The sequence below is a fragment of the Actinomadura sp. NPDC000600 genome (assembly GCF_040492135.1).
In the GTDB taxonomy this organism is placed as follows: Bacteria; Actinomycetota; Actinomycetes; order Streptosporangiales; family Streptosporangiaceae; genus Spirillospora.
Map to the genome: position 1 here is coordinate 164,832 of NZ_JBEUPD010000001.1, position 21,349 is coordinate 186,180.

20 protein-coding genes are annotated in these 21,349 nt (G+C 72.7%); 4 read left to right on the plus strand and 16 right to left on the minus strand.

Annotated elements, in window-relative coordinates:
- Positions 1–89: 89 nt before the first annotated feature.
- The 7 genes from ABWI07_RS00685 to ABWI07_RS00715 all read right to left on the minus strand — a co-directional run bounded on the left by ABWI07_RS00685 (position 90) and on the right by ABWI07_RS00715 (position 6,846).
- Positions 90–755 carry a response regulator gene (locus tag ABWI07_RS00685; protein WP_149259286.1) on the minus strand — a complete coding sequence of 222 codons (666 nt, stop codon included), beginning with the start codon at positions 753–755 and terminating at the stop codon, positions 90–92.
- On the minus strand, positions 752–2,026 hold the full coding sequence (locus ABWI07_RS00690) for a sensor histidine kinase (protein ID WP_353817251.1): 1,275 nt from the start codon (positions 2,024–2,026) through the stop codon (positions 752–754). Before ABWI07_RS00690 ends, ABWI07_RS00685 begins: the two co-directional genes overlap by 4 nt.
- 58 nt (positions 2,027–2,084) lie before the next feature.
- Positions 2,085–3,158: an alpha/beta hydrolase gene (locus ABWI07_RS00695; RefSeq protein ID WP_149259288.1), complete on the minus strand. Its 1,074-nt coding sequence runs from the start codon at positions 3,156–3,158 to the stop codon at positions 2,085–2,087.
- 37 nt (positions 3,159–3,195) lie between these two features.
- Positions 3,196–4,329 carry an alpha/beta hydrolase gene (locus ABWI07_RS00700; RefSeq protein WP_149259289.1) on the minus strand — a complete coding sequence of 378 codons (1,134 nt, stop codon included), beginning with the start codon at positions 4,327–4,329 and terminating at the stop codon, positions 3,196–3,198.
- 31 nt (positions 4,330–4,360) lie between these two features.
- Positions 4,361–5,233 carry a cytochrome P450 gene (locus ABWI07_RS00705; protein ID WP_149259290.1) on the minus strand — a complete coding sequence of 291 codons (873 nt, stop codon included), beginning with the start codon at positions 5,231–5,233 and terminating at the stop codon, positions 4,361–4,363.
- A gap of 102 nt (positions 5,234–5,335) precedes the next feature.
- The gene (locus tag ABWI07_RS00710) at positions 5,336–5,983 is read right to left on the minus strand and encodes a response regulator transcription factor (RefSeq protein WP_149259291.1); all 648 of its coding nucleotides are present in this window, start codon (positions 5,981–5,983) and stop codon (positions 5,336–5,338) included.
- Complete coding sequence (locus tag ABWI07_RS00715; protein ID WP_353817252.1) at positions 5,980–6,846, minus strand: sensor histidine kinase; 867 nt, start codon at positions 6,844–6,846, stop codon at positions 5,980–5,982. Before ABWI07_RS00715 ends, ABWI07_RS00710 begins: the two co-directional genes overlap by 4 nt.
- Before the next feature lie 257 nt (positions 6,847–7,103).
- On the opposite strand from ABWI07_RS00715, the gene ABWI07_RS00720 reads away from it, so the two are divergent.
- Positions 7,104–8,666 carry a Rieske 2Fe-2S domain-containing protein gene (locus tag ABWI07_RS00720; RefSeq protein ID WP_353817253.1) on the plus strand — a complete coding sequence of 521 codons (1,563 nt, stop codon included), beginning with the start codon at positions 7,104–7,106 and terminating at the stop codon, positions 8,664–8,666.
- Positions 8,667–8,846: 180 nt separating this feature from the next.
- Positions 8,847–8,999 (plus strand): hypothetical protein, encoded by a 153-nt coding sequence (locus tag ABWI07_RS00725; RefSeq protein WP_160160909.1) that lies wholly within the window; start codon positions 8,847–8,849, stop codon positions 8,997–8,999.
- 4 nt (positions 9,000–9,003) lie between these two features.
- Here ABWI07_RS00725 and ABWI07_RS00730 read toward each other — a convergent pair whose 3' ends face one another.
- From ABWI07_RS00730 to ABWI07_RS00765, 8 genes are all read right to left on the minus strand, one after another.
- On the minus strand, positions 9,004–9,924 hold the full coding sequence (locus tag ABWI07_RS00730; RefSeq protein WP_353817254.1) for a hypothetical protein: 921 nt from the start codon (positions 9,922–9,924) through the stop codon (positions 9,004–9,006).
- 26 nt (positions 9,925–9,950) lie between these two features.
- Positions 9,951–10,736, minus strand: coding sequence for a sugar transferase (locus ABWI07_RS00735; protein ID WP_353817255.1), 786 nt, complete (start codon positions 10,734–10,736; stop codon positions 9,951–9,953).
- Between the two features lie 2 nt (positions 10,737–10,738).
- Positions 10,739–12,121, minus strand: coding sequence for a lipopolysaccharide biosynthesis protein (locus tag ABWI07_RS00740; RefSeq protein WP_353817256.1), 1,383 nt, complete (start codon positions 12,119–12,121; stop codon positions 10,739–10,741).
- Positions 12,118–13,509: an O-antigen ligase family protein gene (locus ABWI07_RS00745; protein WP_353817257.1), complete on the minus strand. Its 1,392-nt coding sequence runs from the start codon at positions 13,507–13,509 to the stop codon at positions 12,118–12,120. The genes ABWI07_RS00740 and ABWI07_RS00745 overlap by 4 nt, the downstream gene beginning before the upstream one ends.
- Positions 13,506–14,726 carry a glycosyltransferase gene (locus tag ABWI07_RS00750; RefSeq protein WP_149259297.1) on the minus strand — a complete coding sequence of 407 codons (1,221 nt, stop codon included), beginning with the start codon at positions 14,724–14,726 and terminating at the stop codon, positions 13,506–13,508. The genes ABWI07_RS00745 and ABWI07_RS00750 overlap by 4 nt, the downstream gene beginning before the upstream one ends.
- Positions 14,723–15,868 carry a DegT/DnrJ/EryC1/StrS family aminotransferase gene (locus tag ABWI07_RS00755; RefSeq protein WP_353817258.1) on the minus strand — a complete coding sequence of 382 codons (1,146 nt, stop codon included), beginning with the start codon at positions 15,866–15,868 and terminating at the stop codon, positions 14,723–14,725. The genes ABWI07_RS00750 and ABWI07_RS00755 overlap by 4 nt, the downstream gene beginning before the upstream one ends.
- Before the next feature lie 4 nt (positions 15,869–15,872).
- Complete coding sequence (locus ABWI07_RS00760) at positions 15,873–17,234, minus strand: YveK family protein (RefSeq protein ID WP_353817259.1); 1,362 nt, start codon at positions 17,232–17,234, stop codon at positions 15,873–15,875.
- A 108-nt stretch (positions 17,235–17,342) separates the two neighbouring features.
- A complete protein-coding gene (locus ABWI07_RS00765; RefSeq protein WP_160160910.1) occupies positions 17,343–17,996 on the minus strand; it encodes a response regulator in 654 nt (217 codons plus the stop codon).
- 243 nt (positions 17,997–18,239) lie between these two features.
- Here ABWI07_RS00765 and galE point away from each other — a divergent pair, with 243 nt between their 5' ends.
- Complete coding sequence (gene galE, locus ABWI07_RS00770) at positions 18,240–19,244, plus strand: UDP-glucose 4-epimerase GalE (protein WP_149259301.1); 1,005 nt, start codon at positions 18,240–18,242, stop codon at positions 19,242–19,244.
- A 75-nt stretch (positions 19,245–19,319) separates the two neighbouring features.
- Positions 19,320–20,174, plus strand: a complete 855-nt coding sequence (locus ABWI07_RS00775) for a helix-turn-helix domain-containing protein (protein WP_353817261.1) — start codon at positions 19,320–19,322, stop codon at positions 20,172–20,174.
- 77 nt (positions 20,175–20,251) lie between these two features.
- Here ABWI07_RS00775 and ABWI07_RS00780 read toward each other — a convergent pair whose 3' ends face one another.
- Positions 20,252–21,040 carry a trypsin-like serine peptidase gene (locus ABWI07_RS00780; protein WP_160160911.1) on the minus strand — a complete coding sequence of 263 codons (789 nt, stop codon included), beginning with the start codon at positions 21,038–21,040 and terminating at the stop codon, positions 20,252–20,254.
- Positions 21,041–21,349 lie beyond the last annotated feature (309 nt).

Consider the following 21,349-nt stretch of genomic DNA (forward strand, 5'->3'; position numbering starts at 1 on the left):
CGGACTCCCTAGCGTCGGTGACGGCCTGTACCGTCCACCCTGTCATGGTCCTGCGGGCGACAACAGTGAATCGCCGCAGAGTAAAATTTCTAGGGCAGCCAGCCCGGTTTGACCAGTCCCGACTCGTAGGCGAACACGACGAGCTGCGCCCGGTCCCGTGCCCCGAGCTTCACCATCGTGCGGCTGACGTGGGTCTTCGCCGTGGCGGGGCTCACCACCAGCCGCGCGGCGATCTCCTCGTTCGACAGCCCCTCGCCGACCAGCGCCATCACCTCCCGCTCCCGCTCGGTCAGCGCGTTCAGCCGCGGCGAGGGCGCGGGCTCCTTGGCCCGGGCGGCGAACTCGGCGATCAGCCGCCGCGTGACGCTCGGTGACAGCAGCGCGTCCCCGTCCGCGACGGCCCGGACGGCGTGGATCAGCTCCACCGGCTCGGTGTCCTTCACCAGGAACCCGCTCGCGCCGCCGCGCAGCGCCTCGAAGACGTACTCGTCCAGCTCGAACGTGGTGAGGATCACGATCCGCACGCCGTCCATCCGCTCGTCGGAGGCGATCCGCCGGGTCGCCTCCAGGCCGTCCAGGCCGGGCATGCGGATGTCCATCAGGATGACGTCGGGGCGCAGCCGGCGGGCCCGCTCCACCGCCTCCGCGCCGTCGCTCGCCTCCCCGACGACCTCGATGTCGGGCTGCGCGTCCAGCAGCGCCCGGAACCCGGCCCGCACCAGCACCTGGTCGTCGGCCAGCAGCACCTTGATCATCGCGCGTCCCCTCCGGCCCGTGCGTCCGCCTCGGCGTCCAGCGGAAGCCGCGCCCGCACGGCGAACCCGCCGCCCGGCCGCGGACCGGCGTCGAACGCGCCGCCGAGCGCGGCGGCCCGCTCGCGCATGCCGCGGATCCCGCTGCCGGCCGGACGGTCGTCCAGCGGGGACACGCCCCGGCCGTCGTCCTCGACCTCCACCACGATCTCGTGATCACCGTAGGCGATGCGGACCCGCGCCGTCACCGGGCCGGGCCCCGCGTGCCGGGTCACGTTCGTCAGCGACTCCTGGACGATCCGGTACGCGGCCAGGTCGGCGCCGGCGGGCAGCGGCCGGCGCTCGCCGGTGGTCTCGGCCTCGACCGCCAGCCCCGCGGACCGGGCGCGGTCGAGCAGGTCGTCCAGCCGCTCCAGCCCGGCGGTGGGGGCCCGCGGCGCGGTCTCGCCCTGCGCCCGTAGCGCGCCGATCACCCCGCGCATCTCGGTGAGCGCCTCCTTGCTGGCGTCCTTGATGGCGGCGAGCGCCGTCCGGGCCTGCTCGGGGTTCTCGTCCATCAGGTGCAGCGCCACGCCCGCCTGCACGTTGATCATCGAGATGTTGTGCGCGAGCACGTCGTGCAGCTCGCGGGCCATGCGCAGCCGCTCCTCGCTGGCCTGGCGGCGCTCCTCCTCGGCGCGCGTGCGGGCGGTCTCGGCGGCGCGCTGCGCGCGCATCCGGATCAGCTCGGCGGTGACGAGCACGACCAGCGCCCAGCCGACGACGAAGGCCGACCCGCCGAGCGTCGGCTCCTCCACCGGGAACGGGCCGCCCTGCCCGCGCTCCGCGGCCGGGACGCCGATCAGCGCGGTCAGGCCGAGGTAGGCCGCGAGGCCGATGCCCGTCCCCGCCCAGACCAGCAGCCGGTGCCCGGCGACGACGGCGGCCATCATCGCGACGACCAGGGACAGCGGCGCCGGGCCGTAGGTGTAGGCGCGCAGGAAGTACACGGCGGTCACCGCCGCGGTGGAGCACACCGTGAACACCGGGTACCGGCGCCGGAACAGCAGCAGGACGGGCCCGGCGAGGAGCAGCGCGAAGCCGAGCGGGTCCAGCGCGGTCTGACCGACGTCGTCGCCCCCGTGCCTCCAGGGCGGGCCGTCGGACGACCGCCCCGGACGCCCGTTGTCCTGCGCGCCCAGCGACCCGAACACCTGGAAGAAGGCGAGCAGGAGGGGGACGACCCACACCGGCCACGCGGCGGGCCGCGGCCAACGCGGCGGCGAAGTGCTCATTCCTGCACGTTAAGACATGCGCTTGCGGCGCCACGTCGGCCGTGGGGAGTCAGCGCCCCTACTCCGCGGGAGGTATCCGGAGCCGGGCGCCCAGCCATGCCAGGACGCCCGGGACGTGGTCGCGCCACTGGGACGCGGACGCGGGGGAGCCGTCCACCAGGGACGTCCCGACGCGCATCGGAGGGCGCGCCAGCGAGGCGAACCGCCGGGCCTGCTCGTCATCCCTGCCGGACGCGACCAGGACCGACACCGGCGGCGGCGGGACGTTCTGGAGCCGCCACAGAAGGTCGCCGGCGAGCCGGTAGCGCTCACTTCCGCCGTAGAGGTCGCCGTCCGGCGCGCCGAACCGGCCGCCGAGGCTCGCGGCGGCGGTGAACCGGTCGGAGCGCAGCATCGCGAGCCGGGCGGCGCAGTAGCCGCCGGCCCCCGTCCCGGCCACGGCCCATCCCTCGCCGCCCCGTGCCACCCGGTACTGCGAGGCCAGGGCCTCCGGAAAGTCCTGCGAGAGGTAGGTACCGCCGAGCGTGGCGTGCCGCCCCGGCACGTCCATGCAGTCGGCGGCGCCGCGGATCCGCACCATCGCGTACACCATCGGCTGCGTCCCTCTGGCGGCCGATGGCAGGCCGGCGTCCCGCAGCCAGTCCGCGGGCGCGCCCTCCGCCATGAGGACGACGACGGGCAGCGGCTCGGCCCTCTGGAAGTACTGCGGCGGGAGGTAGACGTACGCCTCGCCCTCGATGCCGCTCCGGACGCCGTGGATCGTCAGGCGGTCGACCCGCCCGTCCTCGGCGGGGTCCTGCTTGTGACCCGCCCGCTTGGGCGCGAGATCGGTCACGGCGCGCTGGACGAGGCGTCCCGCCGCGTGCTGCGGCTGGACGTGCTGGACGTGGACCTTCGCGGGGTCGTTGCCGAGCAGATCGTTCCACGTCGCGTAGAACACGAAGTACCGGTTGGCCAGCAGCACGACCGACGCGGTGAGCGCGGCCTGCGTGGCCAGCAGGAGCCCCGAGCGCGCCAGCACGGCCCGGACGCCGGGCCCCGCCGGCCGCCGCCACAGGACGACGGCCGCGACCGCGCAGCCCAGCGCCAGCAGGCACACCGGCCCGATGAGGGCGGCGCTCACCGGTTCCATGTCAGCTCACCGGTTCCATGTCGGCTCCCGTTCCGGGTCACTCGGCCCTCAGCCGCGCGCTCAGCCACCTGATGGACGGCGGGATGTACTTGCGGAACGTCTTGAAGTTATGGCCGCCGCTGCGCAGCAGCACCTTGTCCACGACCAGCGGAGGGCGCGCGGCCCGCATGAACCGCTGCGCCGACGGGAACGTCTTCTCGCCGACGTCCGCCGACGCGACCAGGATCGACACCGGCGGCGCGGGCAGGTGCCGCAGCCGCCAGACCAGGTCGTCGCTCAGCCGGACGGCCCGGCTCCCGCCGTACAGGTCGCGGGTCGTGGGGTCGAGCAGCGCGTCGAAGTGCCCGGCCATGCTGACGGCGGCGAAGAACCGGTCGGAGTGGAGCATCGCGAGCTTCGCGGCGCAGAACCCGCCGGTGGAGTAGCCGGCGAGCCCCCAGCCGCTCCGGTCCCGCGGCACCCGGTAGGTCCCGGCGACCGCCTCGGGGACGTCCTGCGCGAAGAACGTCTCGACCTGCGGCCCGCCGGGCACGTCGGCGCACTCGGTGTCCCAGCCGCGCACCACGGTCGGCCGCATCATCACGTAGATCATCGGCTGGATCCGCCGCTGCGCCTGTGCCCGCGCGACGTCGGCGGGGACGTGCCCCTGGTGGATCCATGCGAGCCGGTCCGCCGCCGGGTACCCGGCCAGCATGAGCACGACCGGGAAGCGGCGGGCGGCGTAGGCGCGCTGGAAGTACTGCGGCGGCAGGTACACGTACGCCTCCGAGGCGAGGCCCGTCCGGACGCCGCGGATGTCGAGCCGCTCGACCTGGCCGTCCTTGGCCGGGACGTGCTCGGCGCGCGGCCCCGGGTCGAGGCCCGACTGCACCGTCCGCACGGCCCGCGTCGCGGCGGCCGCGTTGCCCCCGGGCGACCGGTGCGGCTGCGCGCTTCCGCCCGCGGCGCTCAGCAGGTCCGTCCAGGAGCCGTAGAAGAGGTAGTGCGCGTTCAGGGCCGCGAGCAGCGTGAGCAGGAGAACTAACTGGCAGCCCGCCAGCATCAGCGTGCGGACTCCCACGGCCCGCGGCCCGGATGAAGCGGCGCGCGGCCAGGCGCGCACGGTCGCGGCCATGCAGCCGACGGCCAGCAGAAACAGCAGGCTCAGCGTCCCCGCGCTCGTGAGTCCCACGCATCTACTACGACCGAGGGGCGGAAAAAGTTCAGCGCGCCCAGCGGACGGGCAGGTGCGCGAAGCCGTGCCGGGCGCTCGACCGCAGCATCACCGGCTCGCCCGCCGGCTGCGGCAGGCCGGGGCGTTCGAGCAGCGCGACGAGCAGCGCGCGCAGGTGCACCCGGGCGAGCCGCGCGCCCAGGCAGGCGCGGTGCCCGAACCCGAAGCACAGATGGGACGGGCCGTCCCGCAGGAACCGGTCGGGGACGAAGCGCCCCGGCTCGGCGAACACCTCGTCGTCGTGGTTCGCGGACACGAGCCACAACATGACCTCCTCGCCCGCGAGCAGTGGCACGTCGCCGACGACCGTGTCGCGCTGCACGGTGCGCCGGACGTGCAGCACCGGCGTCCACCAGCGCAGCATCTCCTCGACGGCGCTGTCGATGAGCCGCTCGTCCCGCCGCCCCTCCCGGAGCCGGACGTACTCGGCGGGATGGCGCAGCAGCGCGTGGAGGCCGCCGGCGAGGGTGTTGCGCAGCGTCTCGGGGATGTCGCGGGCGACCTCGCGGACGAAGTCGACCGGCTCCCGCGGCGGGATCCGCGCGAGCATCGCCGTGGTGGGCGGGTCCATGTCGATCAGCGCGGCCTCGCCCGGCGGCTCCTCCCCGCTCAGCGGGCCGTGCACGACCCCGTCCACCTGGGGGGAGAACAGTTCGGGATGCAGGAGGGCGTACCGGACGTCGCGGTGGCGCAGCACGGCCCAGGCGCCCGGCCGTCCGGCCGTGCGCCCGTCCAGCCACACCACGGGCGTCCGCGTCCGGAGCCGTTCGAGGCTGTCGTGGGGGACACCCCGCGCGTAGGCGTCCGCGCAGTCGAGGACCCCGGCGTCGGAGACGGGCAGCGTGCCTCGCCGTTGAGGCATGGGTACCTCCTCTACCAGGCAGACGCTAACGCGTTACGGCCGCGTGCTGAAGGGCCGGTTTCGGCCGTGCCCGCCGCAAACCCCGCCGAAACGGCGTGCACGCTATCCCGCGAGCCACTCTCCGGTCTCCACGCTGACGAGGCCGTGCCGGGCGGCTTCGATCACCGCCTCCCGCTGCGAGTGCACCCCGAGCTTGCTCAGGACGCTCTGGACGTGGCTGCGCGCCGTGCTGCGCGTCACCCCCATCGCCTTGGCGAGCGCCTGGGTGGACTCGCCCCGCGCCAGCCGCGTCAGCACCTCGCGTTCCCGCGGCGTGAGGAACCGGGCGAACCGCCGCGCCTGGTCGTGCCGGCGGGCGTCGCCCTGGCGGATCCCCTGGTCGACGACGACCTCGCCGTCCGCGATGCGGCGCAGCACGGCGAGGATGTCGCCGGCCTGCTGCCCCTTGTGCGCGAACCCGCGGACGCCCGCCGCGATGCCCGCCTCCAGCACCGGCCGCTCCAGGAAGCCGGTCAGCACGACGAACCTCGTCCGCGGGGACGAGCCGCGCAGCCGCGGCATCCAGTCGAGCGCGGTGCCGGACGGGAAATGCAGGTCGATCAGGCAGAGGTCGGGCTGCGCGGTCCGCAGCACGGGCAGCGCCTCGGCGGGGGAGTAGGTCACCGCCACGACGCTGTGGCCGGCGTTGGCCAGCACCAGGGAGAGCGACTCGGCGAAGACCGCGTGGTCGTCGCAGACGACCGTTCTCATGGATGCGGCCGCCAATCGTCGGCGAGCGCGTCGGCGAGCGCGTCGGCGAGTTCGTCGGCGTGCGTCTCGGCGTGCGCGTCGGCGAGGGCGTCCGCCGGCCGGTCCTCGGGGGGCGGCGCCGCCGGCAGCAGGATGCGGACGCGCGCCCCGCCCATCTCGCAGGTGCGGATCTCCAGCCTGCCGCCGTACCCGGAGACGAGGTCGTGGACGATGCCGAGGCCGAGCGACGCCAGGCCGGGCCGGGCCGGGCCCCGCCCGGCATGTGGCCCCTTGTCCGTACCGAACCCCGGGCCGTCGTCGTCGACCTGGACGACGAGCCAACCCTGGTCGGTCTCCACATGCACGTCCACGCGTCCCTCAGCGACGCGGCACGCGTTCTCGATGATGTTCCGGACCGCACGCCATAGGGCGACCGGGTCGATGTGCGCCCACGCCTCCCCGGCGGTGAGGCGTACCTCGTGCGGGGTGACGAGCCGCATCGCGGCGACGACGTCGGCGGTGAGGTCGTCCACCCGGATCCGCTTCGGGTTGGGCGCCGGGCGGTCGTCGTCGTCCTCGTCGAGCCGGCGCAGCAGGTGGTCGAGCCACCGCGTCTCGCCGAGCAGCTGGTCGATGCGGGCCCGGCTGGTGTCGCCGACGTCCTCCGCGACGACGACGGCCGAGGCCAGCATGATGATCGTGCCGAGTTCGTGTCGGATGTCGTGCCGCAGCCGCCGCCGCCAGAGCGACTGGCCGCCGCGGTCGGACGCACCCGTCCGGTCGCGGCGGTCGTGGCATCTGCCCTCCCAGACGCCCGTGCCCGCGAGCGTTCTCCCCCCGATGGGAGCGTCCGCCCGGGAAGACCGAGCCCACCCGTTGTTCATGAGGACCACCCGCCCCGAAGTTCCAGCACCGTCTCGACGGTCCCCCGGCCGCCCCGGGGATGTCCAGTAGATCGTCCGCCATATGTCACCATTTGTCCGGATGCGGTCATTTTGTCGCAGAGCGTAAACTCGGCCCCTTTACGTGGCGTCTCAGTCGACATATCGAGACCGCGAGGTATTTCTTTCATGCTGACGGCGTAGTCGCTTTACGCATTCCGGCGGGTGTGCCGCGGGAGGTGCGGAGAGACAGTCTGACCATGCCGACGGTCACATTCATCGGACATGCGGGGGTGGCGGTGGACGCGGCCGCGTTCCATCTGCTCGCGGACCCCTGGCTCTCTCCGGCCGGGGCCTTTCTCGGGGCCTGGCACCAGTATCCGAGAAACGATCACCTGGATCCCGGCCCCCTGCTCGACGCGGACTGGGTGGCGGTCTCGCACGAGCATCTGGACCATTTCGACCCGTGGGTCATCGAGCGCCTTCCGGTGCGAACCCGGATCCTCATTCCGGGTTATCCCGGACCCGCCTTCCGGGAACGCGTGGCGGCCGCCGCCGGCGGGCGCCAGGTAATCGAGGTGCCGCCATGGGAGAAATTCGCGCTCGACGATCGCGGATCATGGCTCACCGTCATTCCGGAACTATCTCCCATGTGCCATGACGCCGCCTTTTTGATCGTGGCGGACGGCCGCGGGATCCTGCACTGCAACGACGCCCGGCTCACCGCCGCGCAGGCCCGGCGGGCCAAGCACATGGCGGGCGGCAGGCTCGACCTGATGGCGCTGCAGACGTCCGGAGCGTCCTGGCACCCGATCTGCTACGAGTACCCGGCCGGCGAGATGGCCGAGGTCTCGATGGCCAAGCGCGTCGCCAAGCTGCGCGCGGCGCAGCGGCTCGTCCGGCAGACCGAGCCCGTGCTGGCGGCCCCGTTCGCCGGGCCGCCGTGCTTCCTGGACGCCGAGGTCGACCACCTCAACTGGGTGCTCGACCAGGAGGACGGCGCCTTCTGCGACCCGGAGGCCGCCACCTCCTGGCTGCGCGAGCATCTGCCGGGGCAGCGCTGGGAGTGCTTCAAGCCCGGCGACGCCGTCGATCTGGACACCGGCGAGATCACCCGCGACCCGGTCTCGGCGGAGTTCTCCTTCGCCGACGCCGACCGGGACGCCTACCTCCGCCGGTACGCCGCCGACCGGGCGGCCGCCATCGCGGCCGTGCTGGCCGGGCATCCCGAGCCCGGCCCGGACCTGTTCGACCGGTTCACCGCCCACTTCGCCCGCCTCGGCGGCCTCAGCGACTACTTCCTCCAGCGGATCGCGATGACCGTCCGCTTCGAGGTGACCGGCCCGAACGGCGGCACCTGGGACGTGGACTTCTCGCCGGACGGCCTCACGGTGGCGGAGGCGTCCCCGGACGTCCGCCCGCACTACCAGATCACCACCGCGGCCCGCTGGCTGGACGGCGTGCTCACCGGCCGGATGGCGTGGGAGGACCTGCTCATCTCGTTCCGGCTCAGCCTCTACCGCGACCCCGACGTCTACAACGACCACCTGGTCGGGCTGCTCAAGCACGCGAACGCGCCGGCGCTCGACGCCGTCGAGGCGTACGAGACCGGACGGGACGAGAGCGAGCGCATCGTCGTCGCCGACGGCGGCGCCCGCTACGACATCCCGCGCTACTGCCCGCACGCGGGCGAGGACCTCTCGGTCGGCGCGGTCGTCCGGGACGGGCGGATCCACTGCCTGGCCCACAACTTCGCCTTCGACCTCGCCACCGGCGAGTGCCTCAACGCCCGCGCCGCCAACCTCACCAGCCGGCCGCTCTGACCCTGTCCCGGCCGCGGCGGCCCGTGCCGCCGCGGCCGGGGCGCCGGACGAGGTGGCGGTGAAGTTCCGCGTGGTCACAAGACGGTTGCGAATGGTGAGGCGCGGCGTGTCCGGAACGGGGTTTGGATCGCGGCATGTTAGCTTTTCGCTTGCTATTTGGGGGTTTGAAGGGGTGTGCGGTTGAACCGCAGGAAGCTCGGCCTTATGGCCGTCGCGTTGATTCTGGCCGTCGGTGTGATGGAAGTCCTGGCTCTGAGGCTCGGCTCGCTGGAGTTCCCGGTCCCGTCGAGATCGCAGCATCCGGCCGTGGCCGACGAGCCCGGCGGCAACTGACCACTCAGCGCGCCGTGTTGCGGGCCTTCATGAGGCTCTGCAGATCGGGGTGGGCGCCGCCGGACGCGTCCGAAAGGGCGGGGCAGGCCCACTCCTCCTGGCGTCCCCAGGAGTAGGAGATCTCCAGCGGAGGCCGCGGCGCGAGCCGGTCCCAGCGCGCCAGGATCTTGCGGAACTGGGCCTGCGTCGGCATCCAGTACTGCTTGTCGCCCTTGGCGCAGCTCTGCCCGAACGTCTGCAGGACGGGCGCGACCTTGGCGCGCGGGATGCCGGCGGCGTCCGCCATGCGGACCATCCGGTCGATCGCCCCGATGTCGCAGTGCTCGCGGGTCTCCGGCGAGCCCTTGCAGGGGTAGGGGTCCAGGCCGACCAGGTCGACGCCGACGCGTCGCGGCGTGAGCGGCTTCATCGGCCAGTCGGTCAGCGAGATGAACGAGACCTGCCCGGGTGCGTACGCCTCGATGTGGCGGGCGCGGCGGCGGATCTCGCCGGCGACCTCCGGGCAGTCGCCGGTGTTCGGCTCGTCCGACAGGTACCACCCGTACACCCTCGGGTCGTGGCCGAAGCGCTGGACGGCCCGCTGGAACGCCTCCCAGCCGAGTTCGAAGTCGCCGCAGGTGAAGTTGCCGACCCAGAGCAGCGCCTGCATCCCGGCGGGGACCCCGGCGACGAGCGCCGGGTCCGCCTTGACGTCCACCAGGTCGTAGCCGAGCGCCCGGAGCCGCGGATAGTCGGACGGCCGGGTGTTCAGCGCGATCCGGCGGGTCCTGCCGGGCTCGGTAGCGGGCGTCCCGGGCGGGGCCGCCGGACCCCGGTACGGCTCGTACCCGGACGCCCGGTCGTGCAGGTAGAGAAGGAATCCGGCCGCGAGCACGACCGTCGCGGCGACGGCCGCGATCTTGAATCGGGCGTCCCGGAGGTCCATCCCGCGTCACTCCCCGAAAGCGGTGGTCAGGCGGCGGAGCCGGGCTCCTCGGCGGCGCGCACCGGCTGCTCCCTGACGGTGGTCTCTCTGACGGTGGTCTCCCTGACGGTCGTCTGCCTTACGACGGTCTGCTCGACGGTCCCGGCGGCGTCCACCCGGAGGGGCGGGACCGTGAAGCCGAGGATGTGCCTGACGGTGTCCCAGAGCGCGCCGAGCGTGGCCCGCATCGACGGGTCCCGCAGGTAGACGGCGTCGACCGCGACCCGCGCCGGGACGATCCGCTCGATGTAGCCGGCGAGGTCGACCTCCTCGCCGGGGCCGAGCACGTCGAAGTCGCGGAACCGGACCTCGGACACGCCCGTCAGCCCGGGCCGGTGCTCGAAGACCCAGCGGCAGCCCCGGTCGTAGTGGACGGCGAGGTCGTAGGTCTCCGGGCGCGGCCCGACGAGGGTCATCTGGCCGCGCAGGACGTTCACGAGCTGCGGCAGCTCGTCCAGCGACCACCGGCGCAGGACCTTTCCGACCCTGGTCAGGCGCGGGTCGCAGTTGGCGGTGACGGTGAGGCCGCCGACGCCCTGCCGCATCGTCCGGAACTTGTACATGGTGAACAGCCGCCCGCCCTGCCCGACCCGCGTCTGCCGGAACACGCCCGGCCCGCGGCTGGACAGCCGCACCAGCAGGTAGACGAGCACCAGCGGGACGCTGAGGAGCAGCAGCCCGGCGACCGCGCCGGCGACGTCCAGCACTCGGCGCGCCGCGGACGGGGGGATGCCCTCGGAGGTGTCGACGGGACGGCTCGCGAACTCGGACATGGTCACCCCTTGTCGTCGTGTGCGGGGGGCTCGGATGCGGGGGGCGAGGACGGTGCGGGGGACGCGGGCGCGGTGTTCCGGACGTGCCGGAACCAGACCAGCAGCGCCGCCGTCGTGGCGACGAACGAGACGGACGTGGCGATCGCGGCGCCGACCGCGCCGTGCGCCGGGATCAGGACCGCGCCGAGGACGACGACGACCGCGAGGCCGATCCCCTGTCCGGTGGACGCGGCGCCGGGCCGTCCGACCCCGTACAGGTAGGCCATGACGAGCCCGGTGACGCCGAACGTCGTGACGCCGGCGAGCCGGATGTAGGTGGGCACGACCGCGTCGTCGAACACGTCGCCGAAGATCCAGGGCAGCGCGGTCCCGGCGGCGAGGGCGAGCGGCAGGGCGGCCAGGGCGGACACGCCGAGCGCGGGCAGGATCAGGCGGGCCGTCCGCCTGGTCGCGGTGTCCCGGTCCTCCTTGGCGAAGTCCGGGTACAGGATGTAGTTGACCGCGAGGCCCGGAAGCTGCACGAGCTCGGCGAACTTGCTCGCGACCGTGTAGACGCCGAGCACCTTCGGCCCGGCCAGCGCGCCGAGCAGCGCCATGTCGAACCGCAGTTGCAGCAGGTCGATGAGCTGGCCGAGGTAGCCGCGGAGCCCGTACCCGGCGATGGACGCGCCGAGCCGCCGGTCGGGGCGCCCCCAGCCGGCGAAGAACCCGCGCCGCGCGAGCCGGCGGGCGATCCACGCGGCGGCGGCGACGTCGGCGAGCACCAGCCCGGTGATCAGCGCGCCGGGCCCGTACCAGCCGGTCAGGAGCACGAGGTAGATCGGCAGGAAGACGAACTCCTCGACGGCGATGGCGAGGCTCGCGCCGGGCTGGTCGTCGGTCCCCTGGAGCAGGCCCTTGCCGACCGAGACGAAGCCCTGCGTGAAGGACGGCACGGCGGCGGCGACCGTGACCCACCACCCGAACGACTGGAAGAACACCAGGTGGACCAGCGGGCTGAGCGCCAGCCAGCCGGCGCCGGAGACCGTCGCGCCGATCACGGTGAGCCACGCCAGCGTGGGCCGCACGCGGCTCTGGTCGTAGTCGCTCCGGGCGAGGAAGAACGGCGCCGCGCCCGGCAGCCCGGCGCTGGACAGCTGGCACAGCAGCCCCGGCAGGATCCGGACGAGCGTGAACGCGCCGACGAGCTCGGGCCCGCCGATCCGCGCGACCATGATCGTCGCGAGGCCGAGCGAGGCGAGCGCGCCGATCCTCCCCGCCATGTTCCCCGCGACCAGCGCCAGCAGCCTGCGCCGGGCGCTCCCCGCCCGGCTCTCGGCGTCCGGGCCGTCCGCGGAGGGCGGTGCGGCGACCGCCGCGCCGTTCCGGTTCGGCTGGCCGCTCACCGCGCGACCTCCCTCTCGCGAACCCGGACCCCGCCTCGCACGCGATGGGGGCCGGGCCGGTGGGACGGTGGACTCGACTCCACGGGCGGCCGGACGAGCCGGCGGTCGGGGGAGTCGCCGCGGCGTCCGAAGAGGTCGAGGGCGGCGATCAGGCCGAAGACCGCCCAGCCGTGCCGGTAGTGGAGCGTCTCGTAGAAGAGGCCGGAGACGAGGAAGACGGCGACGAGCGCGCCGAGCAGCTCGGGGCGCGGCACGAGCCGCGCGTACCCGCCGGTCAGCGCGTCCCGGCGGGCGATCCGCACGCACTTCAGCAGCAGGACGAAGACCAGCGCGATGAGCGCGACGCCGCCGAGGAAGCCGCGCTCCAGGACCGCGGCGACGTAGTCGTTGTGCGCCTCCCGGACGTAGGTCTCCTGCCGCACCAGCATCTGCCTCTCCGTCTGGCCGGGGCCGATGCCCCACGGGTGCGTCTGGTCGCCGATCATCTGGAGGGTGGTGGCGAGGACCGTGCCGCGCGAGTTCGTGCTCTCCCCGGTCGTCCGCCCGATGGAGTCGCGCAGGATCGGGGACGCCTGGCTGGCCTGGTCGAGGAACGGCTGAATGTCGACCTGGGTGACGACCGCGACACCGGCCCCGCCCACGAGGAAGGCGGACAGGCCGACCGCGACCGCGTGGTGCGCCTTGCCCTCGCGGAACAGCCGGAACAGGTAGCCGAGCAGGATCGCGACGCAGAGCGCGAGCAGGCCGCCGTTCGAGCCGGTGAGGATCTCCGCGGCGAGCAGGATCCCGCACACCGTCCACCGCTTCCCCCGCGTCTCCGGCCATCGGGTCGCGCGGGCGATGAAGAAGACGCAGATGAACCAGTTGGACGCGTAGTTGGCGTCGCCGAACGTGAACATCGCGCGCTCACCGTCGACCTGCTTGCCGGACAGCGCCTCGATCCCCAGCACGAAGCCGACGATCATGACGAGCGCGTAGAAAGTCCCGATCCATACGAACGCGCGGAGCGCGACCCTCAGCAGCGCCGGGTCGCGGCCGAGGTTGGCGACGCTCACCGCCCACAGCAGCACGAACAGGTCCTTGACCAGGGTCAGCGCGCCCGCGTCGTTGACGACGGCGGCGATCCCGCCCGCGACGATCGTCATCAGGGTCGGGACGAGGAACGGCCAGCGGACCGGGAGCCTCCGGGTGCCCGCCCACAGCAGCGTCGTCGCGGTGAGGCCGACCAGCGCGAGGTCGGGCAGCCCGGTGTTGCCGGGGCCCGGCGGAAGGCCGGCCGGCATCAGCATCGGCAGCGAGGCGATGCCCGCGACCAGCGCCACCGACGTCAGCCGCGTGCGGCGCCTCGGCGGCGGCGGCGCGGGCGGGGCCTCGGTCATCGCGGTCATGGGCGGCGGGAGTTCCCTCGGTAGGTCTCGTCCAGGACGGTCCCGAGGTACTCCGGCGAGAACCACCCGCCGACCCTGGCGCGCGCCCGCTCGGCCATCCGCGCGGCGGCGGACGGGTCGTTGAGCAGCGCCGACACGGCGGTGGCGAGCCCGTCCGGCTCCTCGGGCGGGACGAGCATCCCGGTCTCCCCGGCCAGCACGAGGTCCTGGTTGGACGGGACGGCCGTCGCGACCAGCGGGATCCCCGCCCCGATCGCCTCGACCAGCGCGCACGGGAGCCCCTCCCAGCGGCTCGCCATCGCCATCACGTCGAAGGCGGGCAGCACCTCCGCGACGTCGCCGCGGTGCCCGAGCCAGCGCATCCGGTCGCCGATGCCGAGCCTCGCGGTGAGCTTCTCCATCTCGCCCGCCATCGGGCCGCCGCCGACCCACAGGCCGAACACGTCGTCCGGCAGCCGGGCGATCGCCTTCGCGAAGACCTCCGGGCCCTTCTGGAACGTCAGCCGCCCGACCGACCCGACGACCTTCACGCCGAGCGGCAGGTCGAGGAGGCGGCGGGCCCGGGCGCGGGACCCGGGCGCGGCCGCGTAGGCATCCACGTCCACGGCCGGCCAGGACAGCCGGACCCGCTCCGGTGTGGTCAGCCCGAGCCGCAGCGCCGTCGTCACCGTCTCCGACCCGATCGCAAGGAACGCGTCGGTGCGCTTGGCCGCGACCCGTTCGAGTCCTATGTAGGCGCGTCGCCGCGCCCACGACTGGAACTCGTTGAACGGGAACCCGTGCCAGGTGTGGACGATGCGGGGGACGCCCGCGCGGGCCGCCGCGACCCGTCCGATCACGCCGCCCTTCGCGCTGTGGGTGTGGACGACGTCGTACCGCCCCTCCGCCAGGACGCGGGTCAGCGTCCGCAGCGCGGCGAGGTCGTCGCGCGGCGAGACCTGCGGCACCAGCGGCCCCACCTGGACGATCTCCATCCCGGCCGCGTGCGCCTGCCGGGTGAGGTCACCGGCGGCGGCGTTGGCGACGGCCTCGTCCCCGAAGAGGACGCCGTTGCCGGTGGACGAGGCCGTGCTGTCCATGCCGACGCCGCCGGTGACGATCGCGTGCTGGTAGTCGCCGTCCGGCAGCGCCAGCGCGCCGTTCAGCGCGACCCGGCCGGCGCCCCCGTTGAACCGGGTGATCACCGTGGCGACCCGGAGCTTCCGCGCGGTGCTCACGCACGGCTCCGCAGCGCCTCGGAGAGTGCCGCGACGACGCGTTCGACGCCGTCGTCCGACAGCCCCGGATACAGCGGCAGCGACAGCAGCTCCTCGCCGACCCGGTCGGTCACCGGCACCTGCGCGCACTCCTCGGCGCCCAGGATCTCCTGGTAGGCCGTCATCTGGTTCGCCGGGATGAAGTGCACGGACGTCGCGACGCCCGCCGCCTCCAGCTCGGCGCTGACCGCGTCCCGGTCCGGCACCCGCACCTGGTAGAGGTGCCAGGCGTGCTGGACGCCGTCCAGGCGCCGCTGGGGCAGCACGAGGCCGGGCAGGTCCCCGAGCGCCGCGTCGTAGCGGGCCGCGATCTCGGCGCGCTCCCGCTGCCAGCCCGGCAGGGCCGCGAGCTGCGCCCGCCCGATCGCCGCCTGGACGTCGGTCATGTTGGCCTTCAACCCGAGCGTCCGCACGTCGTACCGCCAGCTCCCGCCGGGCAGGTACCGCCGCCACGAGTCCTTGCTCATCCCGTGCAGCCGCATCGCGCGGACCCGGTCGGCGAACTCCCGGTCGCTGGAGGCCACCGCGCCGCCCTCGCCGATCGGCATGTTCTTGGTGGCGTAGAAGGAGAAGCACGCCGCGAACGACTCCGACCCGACCGGCCTGCCGCCGCGCGCGGCGCCGGGGCCGTGCGCCGCGTCCTCGACGACCCTCGTCCGGTCGAGGCCCGCCGCCTCGGCGAGCGCCGCGACGTCCACCGGGTAGCCGCCCTGGTTCTGCACGACCATCGCCGCGGGCGCGGTGCGGCTCGCCGCCTCCCTGACCGTCGCGGGGCTCGGGACCAGCGTGTCCTCGTCGATGTCGACCAGCACGGGCAGGTGCCCCGCGTGCAGGATCGCGTTGATCGCGCCGCAGAACGTCAGGCTCGGCGTCAGCACCGCCGAACCCGGCGGGAGGTCAAGCGCCCGCAGGCACAACTCCAGCGCGGCCGTGCACGAGGAGACCGCGACGACGTGGGCGGCGCCCAGGTGGTCGGCGAACTCCTGCTCGAACGCGGCCGTCTGCGGCCCCGTCGTGATCCAGCCCGAGTCGAGCACCTTGACGACGGAGTCGGACACCTCGCCGGACACCGACGGAACCGTGAACGGAACGGACGTACTCACCTGGTCACCCCTTGATCTTCCGGGACGCGGCGACGACGCCGAGCAGCGGCCAGCCGGACGCGGCGACCAGGTCCCGGACGGTCTCCAGGCCCGCGACCCTCGTCACCGGACCGACCACCACGACCACGCCCACCTCGTCGTCCGAACCGGGATCGATCTCCTCGAACGCGTGCACCTGGCAGAGCCGGCGCACCGGGGCCGGCCGGCGGACCTCCGAAGGGGAGATCTCGGACTTCTTCGTCATCACGCCGGTGCCGGCACCGGCGCGGACCACCGACGTGCTGGTCTTCCCGCCGGGCCCCTTGCTGTTGAGCGACGGCCCGTCCGTGCCGCCGTCCTCGCCGTGGTCGCCGTCCGGGGCGTCGTCTCCGGGCCGGGCCTTGACGATCTTCGTGTCGTCCCCGTACACCGCGGACGCGACCGACGACACCAGGTCGGCCGGCAGCGGACCGGGCGCCCCGACCAGCACGACCCGTCCGACGCCCTCCTTCTTGGCGGCGAGCCGGACGCGCCGCCCGAGGTCGGCGAGCCGGGCAGGGCCCCGGTCGGCCCAGCCGAGCAGCGGCACTCCGAGCCGCCGCGCCACCCGCCGCTGCCCCGGGATCGTGGGACGGGCCATCTCCGTCACCACCGCGATCAGGATTCCGCCGACCAGCCCCACCAGCCCCGCGATGGCCGCCGTCATCACGACCGGGTTCCTGCGCGGGGCCAGCACCGCCGGCTGCACCACCGATGCCGTCCCGGCCGACGAGAGCTGCGTCTGCAGGTCCGACCGGTTCGACCGCAGGTCGGTGAGCTCCGCCTGCACCCGCTCGCGCTCGTTGGCGGCGCCGATGTCGGGGTCCGGCTGCCGGCCCGCCCGCCGCGCCAGCGGGCCGAGGTCCTTCTCCAGCTTCCGGACGCGCTTGTCGATGTCGGCCATCTGCCGCCTGATCGACCCCTGGTTGGACTCGTTGATCTCCTGGACGACCGCGGCGCCGATCGCGTCGGCCAGCCGCCGCGCCACCTCCGGGTCGCGGTCCTTCACCGACAGCTCCACCACCGTGGACGTGCCGAGGCCGGTGACCTCGATCGCCTTCGCCGTCTTCACCGTCGACCGGTCGAGCCGCTGCCGCCGCAGCACGCCGCTCAGCAGGTTCTCGCTGGTCGCGAACGCCTTCACCTGGCTGACCACGATGGACACGCCCGCGTCCCCCGGCGCCGCGTCGGTCGCCCTGCTGCTCGCCTGCAACCGCGCCCCGGCCGTGTACGGCGGCTCCCGCCCGCTCATGACGAGCCCCACCAGCACCAGCGGAAGGACCGTCATGACCAGCAGGACCGCCCAGTAGCTCCGGACCACCCGCGCGGCGACTTCGTCGATCTCCACGATCTTCCCTCCGGCTTCGTCACGGCGAGCGTAAGAAGCCCCTCCGCCGGAGGGATCGTGCAAAAGACGACCCCGTTCTACGCCGTTTGCACCAGAGCGCGCCCGGGGTCAGTAGTCGTCCGAGGTGGGACGCATCCCGGCGCGCATCGCCAGGGTGATCGCCTCCAGGGCGGAGTGCATGTCGAGCTTGGCCAGCAGGTTCTGCGTGTGGGTGCGGACGGTGTTCGCCGACAGGCACAGCCGCTCGGCGATCTCCGCGCGGCCGAGGCCGTCCACCATGCACTGCAGGACCTCGCGCTCCCGCGGCGTCAGCTCGGCGATCACTCCGCCGGCGTCGTCCTCCCGCAGCCTGCGCAGCACCTCGCCGAGCACGTCCGGCGGGATCCAGCCGCCCCGCCGCGCGGCGGAGCGGATCACCCGGGCGACGAGGTCGGCGCTCTCGGTCTTCTCCACCCACGCCACGGCGCCCGTCCGGATCGCCCGCACCATCGCGTCCACGTCGCTCATCGCGGTCAGCATCACGACCCGGACGTCGGGGTACCGCTTGCGGACCCGGTCCAGGACGTCCAGCCCGCTCTCGGTGTCCAGCGTCATGTCGAGGACGATCACCCGCGGGCGCTCGGCGGCGGTCAGCGCCAGCGCGCGCCGCACATCGGCGGCGATCGGCAGGATCACCAGATCGGGCTCGCGCCCCAGTCGCGCCGCGAGGGCCTCGGCGAAGAGCGCGTGATCGTCCACGATGAGGACGCGGATCGGTTCCATGCACCGACCATGACCGCTGAGCGCGCTCCGCGGATCCTGCAAACGCTGTACTTCGTTTCGGCCGTCCGATCCGCGGCGGAGGCGGTGCCGGGGGAAGACTCGTGCGCGGACGGCGGCCGGGCCCCGCCGGTTCACACGCGTCCGGACCCGGTCACCGAGAGTGCCAGACATTGACCATCCGCGGCCGGCTGCCGATTCTGTGGCTGACACTCAAGGGGACGCACTGGCCTGCAGGGATGCCACATGAAAGTGCTGATCACAGGGGGAGCCGGCTTCATCGGCAGCACGATCGCCTCCGCCTTCGCCGAACACGGGATCACTCCCGTGGTGCTCGACAGCCTGATCACCGGACGGCAGGAGTTCACCGCCGGCAAGGTCTTCTACCAGGGCGACATCGGGGACGGGGACCTGGTCGACGAGATCTTCCGCGACCATCCCGAGATCGTCGCGACCGTGCACTGCGCCGCGCTGATCGTGGTGCCCGACTCGATGACCGACCCGCTGCGCTACTACCGGGTCAACCTGTCCAGGACCCTCGATCTCGCCGGCCACCTCGTCCGCAACGGCTGCGATCGCATGATCTTCGCCTCCACCGCGGGGATGTACCGCCCCGAGGCCGACCTCTCGGTCTCCGAGACGTCCGATCTGGAACCCCAGAACCCCTACACCCGCTCGAAGATGATGGCGGAGCTGCTCCTGCAGGACTTCTGCAAGGCGTACGGGCTGCGCGTCATCTCGCTGCGGTACCTCAACCCGATCGGCGCCGACCCGCGGCTGCGCACCGGCCTGCAGAACAGCAAGCCGACCCACGCCCTCGGCAAGATGATCGAGTGCTACTCGCTGGGCGTCCCCTTCAAGATCACCGGGGTGGACTGGGAGACCCGCGACGGCACCGCGATCCGCGACTACATCCACGTCTGGGACATCGCCCGCGCCTTCCACGCGGCCGCGACCCGCTTCGACGCGATCATCCCGCCGACCGGTGACCACTCCCGCTACGAAGTGATCAACCTCGGCACCGGCGACGGCACCACCGTCCGCGAACTCGTCGCCGCCTTCCGCGAGGTCGTCGGCGAATCCTTCCTGGCCGAGGACGCCCCCGCCCGCCCCGGCGACGTCGTCGGCGCCTACGTCGTCCCGTCCAAGGCCTGGGAACTGCTCGCCTGGAAACCCGAGTACAGCATCGAGGACGCCATCCGCCACTCCCTCCAATGGGCCGACCGCCGCCGCGCCCTGGACGTGGCCTGACCCGCGAACCCGTCCGGTCACCCCACCTTCCGCAAAGGGGTGACCGGACGAACTCCAAGGGGCGGTGACCTGGTCATGACCGATGGTGGAAGCCCGACCATCCGCCGGCGGGAACTCGGCTCGCGATTGCGGAGACTTCGCCTGGGATCGTCCAAGACGATCGACGAGGTAGCGCAGGCGCTGCTGTGCTCGACGAGCAAGGTGAGCCGGATTGAGACGGGCCAGCGCGTCGCGACCGCGCGTGACATCCGGGATCTGTGCGACCTGTACGGGGTGACCGACCCCGCGGTCAAAGACGAGCTGATGCGCCTGGGCAGGGAGGCGCGCCGGCGGTCGTGGTGGCGGCAGTACAGCGACCTCGGCGAGGTGACGTCGCTGATCGACTACCAGGAGGGTGCCTCCTCGATCACGGAGTACGACTCCTGCCTCGTCCCCGGACTCCTGCAGACTGCGGACTACGCCCGTTCCGCCCTGCGCGGACTGTCGCCGAGCATCCGGGAGGACGTACTTGAGGAGCGCATCGAGGTGCGAATGCGGCGGCAGAGCCTCCTCACCCGGGACGATCCGCCTCGGCTCTGGGTCCTGCTCGACGAATCGGTGCTGATCCGGCATGTCGGCGGGAGCGCGACCATGAAGGCGCAGCTGAACAAGCTGCACCAGCAATCACGGCTTCCGCAGGTCACCCTCCAGGCCGTGCCTTTCAAGTCGGGCGCGCACCCGGGCCTGAACAGTGCTTTCTCCCTAGTGGAGTTCAAGGACGCGGCTCTGTCCCCCATCGTGTACACCGAAGGGCTGATCGGCGAAATCTACCTGGAGGGCAGGAACGATATCGACCGGTACCGAGAAGCGGTCGACCACCTGCGCGCCACCGCCCTGAGCCCTGCGGATTCGCAGGACCTCATCACCAGGATAATCGGACGTCTCTCATAGACGCGCCAAGTCGCCGATATATCCGTTTTCCATAATGAAAGCCAGGACAAGTGGACCATCGGCCGAGCCCGCCGCTTTCAGTAGGTGGCGGAGCGCTGGTACTGCGCCCAGATCGCGTCGTCGAAGTAGGGGGACAGGTTGTAGGAGCGGTCGGCGGCGACACGGCTGATGACGCCGTTGGCGAGGCCCAGATGCGTCCCGGCGTCGTAGTCCTTCAGCCAGGGGCCGCCACTGCTGCCGGGAGGTAGGTCGCAGTTGATCCTGACCCGGCTCTCGGGAGGCGGCAGGAAGGGCCGCGTCTCCCCGAAGCACTCCTTCTGGACGAGCAGCGCACCCAGGTAGGAGATGACGGTCCGCGGAGCGACGTAGGACTGGTTGACGATGATGCCGTTCTCGCCGACCGCGTCGCCGAGCCGTTGACCCTGCTGGTTCGGCTTGACGTTCACGAAGCCGAAGTCGTAGCGGAGGTCGCCCTTCTTCCCCCACTGCTTCACGCTGTTGGCCCTGAAGCCTTCGAAGACCCCGAACGGTGCCGGGTCGTTCGTCGTGGCACCGGGCCGGAACTTGAAGTTCTGGTACTTGCGGCTCTTGCCGCCCTCGGACATGCAGTGCCCGGCGGTGAGGACCAGGTTCCTGTTGTTGCTCCTGACCACGGCCCCTGTGCAGAGGCCGTGTTCGTGGGTGACGGGATCGTCGTATTCCAGGCGTCCCACGGTGGGGTTGAAGCCCGCCCCGATGCGGGAGGCGCCGAGATGGGCGGGGCCGCGTGGAAGCACCAGATGCGGCGCCCCCGGACGGACCGGCGGCGCGCCCGGCGCCCCCTCCGCGGACGCGATATCGACGCCCCCGACTCCGGTGGCGAGCACGGTGGTGAGAACCAGAGCCGACCCTATTTCGATATATTTTTGGGCGTAGTATCTTTTTCTCATCCAATTCTCCGTAGCAGTGGATTGTTGCACGGATGGACGAGAGTCCAATCTAGATAAGAAGGCCGCCCGCGAAATCCACTTGCATGCCGATGTATTTTCGCCTCGGCTGGGTTATGGCCGAGCTGCGGCCGGCGCCTCGGCCCCACCGCGGAGCAGAACGATCAGCGGGAGCCGGTTCCCGGCCGCCGGGAGGCCCCCCGAGGTGCCGCGGCGCCGCACGCAGGGGCGGGCGGACCCTCGCTTCGG